Source organism: Actinotalea sp. C106 (assembly GCF_023630195.1).
Lineage (GTDB): Bacteria > Actinomycetota > Actinomycetes > Actinomycetales > Cellulomonadaceae > Actinotalea.
Genome location: NZ_JALPKN010000258.1, coordinates 1 through 4428, shown reverse-complemented (window position 1 = coordinate 4428; position 4428 = coordinate 1). Strand labels below are relative to the sequence as shown.

General features: G+C 72.6%; 4 protein-coding genes. 1 reads left to right on the top strand and 3 read right to left on the bottom strand.

Translation table 11 applies throughout. From position 1 onward, the window contains the following. Positions 1 to 829: 23S rRNA (guanosine(2251)-2'-O)-methyltransferase RlmB (rlmB, locus tag L0B03_RS14360; RefSeq protein ID WP_250446966.1), on the top strand; the 829-nt coding region annotated here is incomplete at its 5' end. A 34-nt stretch (positions 830 to 863) separates the two neighbouring features. Here the strand turns inward: rlmB and L0B03_RS14355 are convergent. The 3 genes from L0B03_RS14355 to otsB all read right to left on the bottom strand — a co-directional run bounded on the left by L0B03_RS14355 (position 864) and on the right by otsB (position 4383). Beyond that, entirely contained in the window at positions 864 to 2129 is a 1266-nt protein-coding gene (locus L0B03_RS14355; RefSeq protein WP_250446963.1) for a DUF4032 domain-containing protein, read from the bottom strand. Positions 2130 to 2243: 114 nt separating this feature from the next. After that, positions 2244 to 3371, bottom strand: coding sequence for an ABC transporter ATP-binding protein (locus L0B03_RS14350; protein WP_250446960.1), 1128 nt, complete (start codon positions 3369 to 3371; stop codon positions 2244 to 2246). A gap of 223 nt (positions 3372 to 3594) precedes the next feature. Further along, positions 3595 to 4383, bottom strand: a complete 789-nt coding sequence (gene otsB, locus L0B03_RS14345) for a trehalose-phosphatase (protein WP_250446957.1) — start codon at positions 4381 to 4383, stop codon at positions 3595 to 3597. Positions 4384 to 4428: the final 45 nt, after the last annotated feature.

Sequence of the window (4428 nt, the reverse complement as noted above, 5' to 3'; positions counted from 1 at the left end):
CTGCCGGGCGACCTCGACCACCGGTGCCAGCACCGGCCGCACCGCCCCCGCACGGACCCGCGCACGCCGCGAGGCCGCGGGGGGCAACGAGATCGTCGCGGGGCGCAACTCGGTCGTCGAGGCGTTGCGGGCCGGGGTGCCCTGCGCGGGCATCTGGGTCGCGCACCGCATCGACGCCGACGACCGCGTCCGCGAGATCCTCAAGATCGCCTCGGACCGTCGCCTACCGCTGCTCGAGGTGACCAAGCCCGAGCTCGACCGCCTCACCGACGGCCTGGTCCACCAGGGCGTGGTCATCCAGGTCCCCGCCTATGAGTACACCGACGTGCGGGACCTCGTGCGTCGGGCCGAGAAGAGCGGCCGCCCGGCCCTCGTCGTCGCCCTGGACGGGGTGACCGACCCCCGCAACCTCGGGGCCGTGCTGCGCTCGGCCGGGGCCTTCGGTGCCCACGGGGTGCTCGTGCCCGAGCGTCGCGCGGCCGGGGTCACGGCCTCGGCGTGGAAGGTCTCGGCGGGGGCTGCGGCCCGGGTGCCGGTGGCGCGCGCCACCAACCTGGTGCGGGCCCTGGGCGAGCTGCGTCAGGCCGGGTGCTTCATCGTCGGGCTCGACGGGGGCGGCACCACGGCGGTCGCCGACCTCGAGCTCGCGACCGAGCCGATGGTGCTGGTCGTCGGCTCGGAGGGCAAGGGACTGGGGCGCCTGGTGCGCGAGACCTGCGACGTGGTCGCCTCGATCCCGATCAGCAGCGCGGTGGAGTCCCTCAACGCCGGGACAGCCGCAGGGATCAGCCTCTACGAGGTCGACCGCCTGCGGCGCCGCGGCGCCTAGGGATCAGTCCCTGCGGGGCTGAACCGACGGCCCCTCAGGGAACCAGGCCGCCGGGCAGGTCCTCGCCGCGGGGGAGCATCGAGGCGTCGAGGCCGAGCACGGACTTCTCGTCGGGGCGGTCGCGGAGCACGGTCTCGACGTAGCTCGCGACGGCCTCGACCATGGGCACGTCCCGGCCCTGCTCGCTCGAGACGTACCAGCGGTGGTCGAGGAGCTCGTGGAAGAGCTGGGCCGGCTCGAGCTTGCCCCGCATCTCCCGCGGCACGGCCCGGACAGCAGGCTCGAAGACCGTGGTCAGCCAGTCGTGCGCCACGAACTCCTCGTCCTCGCCCTGCCGGTCGAGGTCGGCGCGGTAGGAGTCGAGGTCGTTGAGCAGCCGCCGGGCCTGGTTCTCCTGGACGTCCAGGCCGGTCAGCCGCATGAGACGGCGCGAGTGGTGGCCCGCGTCGACGACCTTGGGTTGGATGCTCACGGTGGTGCCGTCGATGTCCGTGGTGATGTCGAGCTCGCCGACGTCGAAGCCGAGGCTGTTGAGGCGTTCGATGCGGGCCGCGACCCGCCACCGCTCGCCCGTGCCGAAGGACTCCGCCCCGGTCAGGGTGTCCCACAGCTCGCTGTAGCGCTCGACCAGCCGGCCGCCGATCTCGACCGTGTCGACCCCGGACTCGAGGAGCTCCCCGGCCTCGAGGTCCATGAGCTCGCCGATGATGTTCACCCGGGCCACCTCGAGGTCGTAGGCCCGCTGCCCGTCGCTCAGCCGGTCGTGCAGGTCACCGGTCTCGGCGTCGACCAGGTAGGCCGCGAAGGTCTCGGCGTCGCGGCGGAAGAGGGTGTTCGACAGCGACACGTCCCCCCAGTAGAAGCCGGTCAGGTGCAGGCGGACCAGGAGCACCGCGAGGGCGTCGATGAGCCGGCCCGTGGTGTCGGGCTGGAGGAGCTGGCTGAAGAGCGCGCGGTAGGGCAGCGAGTACTGCAGGTGCTTGGTGATGAGCACGGCCTCGAGCCGCTCGCCGTTCGCGTCGCGCCGGCCGGTGATGACCCCCACGGGGACCACGCTCGGCACGTCGAGCCGGTTCAGGGCTCGCAGCAGCTCGTACTCCCGGTAGGCGACGGTCTCGCCGATCTCCTTGACCGCGATGACCCGGCCGGAGAGCTTGACGAAGCGCACCACGTGGCGTGAGATGCCTCGCGGGAGGGCCGCGAGGGTCTCGGCCGGCCAGTCCTCGAGCGGCACGTCCCACGGCAGGTCGAGCAGGGCGGGGTCGGGGGCCGCGGCCGTGATCTGGAGTGACTGAGCCATCGGTGCTCCTGGGGGACGGGGGCTCGAGCCCGGGGCGTCCCCGGGGCCGGGCCCGGGCAGCGAAAGGGCGGGACGGCGTGCTGCCGTCCCGCCCCTCCCTAGCTCTGCTACGGGTCAGGCGTTGATGCGCACACCGGTCGAGGACGAGAAGGCGTGACGCTCGCCGGTGCGGATCGAGACCCAGATCGTCTCACCCTTGCCCGGCACCTGGCGCGGGTCGACACGCACGATGACGCGGGCGTCGCCGGCGCCGGAGTGGATCTCCTTGGCCTCCTCGCCGGGGATGTCGATCTCGCCGTAGACGAAGGCGTCCGAGCCGAGCTCCTCGATGAGGGTGACCTTGACCGGGATCGCACCCTCGGTGCCCTGCGACACGATGTCGAGGGACTCGGGGCGGAAGCCCAGCGTGACGTGACCCTTGTCCTCGGGGGTCATGGCCCCGACGATGCTCCGCTCGAGGGGGATGCGGGTTGCGCCCAGCTGTGCGACGCCGTCGGCGACCTTGAACGAGCCGATGTTCATCGCGGGGGAGCCGATGAAGCCGGCGACGAAGACGTTCGCCGGGGTGTCGTACATGTCGCGCGGGGTGCCGACCTGCTGCAGGAGCCCGTCCTTGAGGACCGCGATGCGGTCGCCCATGGTCAGGGCCTCGGTCTGGTCGTGGGTGACGTAGACCGTCGTGACGCCCAGGCGACGCTGGAGCGAGGCGATCTGCGTACGGGTCTGGACGCGGAGCTTGGCGTCGAGGTTCGACAGCGGCTCGTCCATGAGGAAGACCTGGGGCTGGCGGACGATCGCGCGGCCCATGGCCACACGCTGACGCTGGCCGCCCGAGAGGGCCTTGGGCTTGCGGTCGAGGTACTCGGACAGGTCGAGGATCTTGGCAGCCTCCTCGACCCGCTTGCGGATCTCGGCCTTCGGCGTGCCGGCGATCTTGAGGGCGAAGCCCATGTTGTCCGCGACGGACATGTGCGGGTACAGCGCGTAGTTCTGGAAGACCATCGCGATGTCGCGGTCCTTGGGCTGCACGTCGGTGACGTCGCGGTCACCGATGAGGATGCGGCCGGCGTTGACGTCCTCGAGGCCGGCGAGCATGCGCAGGGAGGTCGACTTGCCGCAGCCCGAGGGGCCGACGAGGACGAGGAACTCGCCGTCCTCGATGTGCAGGTCGAGGGCGTCGACTGCGGGACGCTCGGTCCCGGGGTAGACGCGGGTTGCCTGGTCGTAGGTGACCGTAGCCATGATCGGTACTTCCCTTCACCGGCAGGTACGTGCCGGACGATCCGTCGTGATGGGAGTCGTGGTGTCGTCTGTGACACCGGCGCGCGAGGCGTGGTCGACTGTGACCCACGTCTCGCGCGTGACGTCTGCATCCTGCCACACCTTCGAGGTCCGGAGCACCGGATCGACGGTCGGATCCGTGACCACCGGGGTCCACGACGGCCGCGTCCCGGGCGCCGGGTCCTCAGCCGAGGTCGAGCCCCGTGGCCAGCTCGCCCAGGGCCTCGGCGAGGCTCTCGGGGCTCTCCGTCCGGTGGCGTGCAGCGGTCTCGCCCGGGCCCACCTTGACGGTCACGTCCTGCTCGCCGAGCGTGACGAAGGCCCGCTCGTCGGTGACGTCGTCGCCCACGTAGACCACGACGGCGACCTCGAGCTCGGTGCGCAGGTCGGCCAGGGCGTGGCCCTTGGTGACGTCGAGCACCGAGAGCTCGACCACGTCCTTGCCGTGCATCGCGTCGACCCCCTCGCGCTCCCCGAGGGCCAGCGCGAGCTCGGTGAGCCGGGCCGCGTCGGCGGGGGTGGCCGTGCGGGTGTGCAGCACCACCGAGGCGGGCTTGTGCTCGACCCGTGCCCCTCCCACGGTCCCGACCGCGGCGTCGAGGTCGTCGCCGATCTCGGTCCGCAGCGCAGCGGCCTCGGCGGGCAGCTCGAGGTCGACCCGCTCGAGGGCTCCGGCGACGCGGCGACCGCGCTCGGCGCCGTGGCTGCCGACCAGCCAGGTCCCGTCGGGGACGTCGGCCAGGCGGGACAGGTCGTCCAGGTGCCGCCCGGAGACGAGCGCGAGCTCGAGTCCCGTGGCGCCGCCCAGCCGGTCCAGGGCCACGACGGCCTCGGGCAGGGCCCGGCTGGCGTCGGGGTCGTCCACCAGGGGAGCGAGCGTGCCGTCGAAGTCGAGGGCCAGGAGCACTCGGTCTCCGGCGTGCAGCCGCGCCACGAGCTCGCGGGTCGGGAAGCCCGCCGTCGGCGCGGTCACGCGTCACCACCCGTCTGCTCGGCGCCCGCCGGTTCCGGGCGCGCG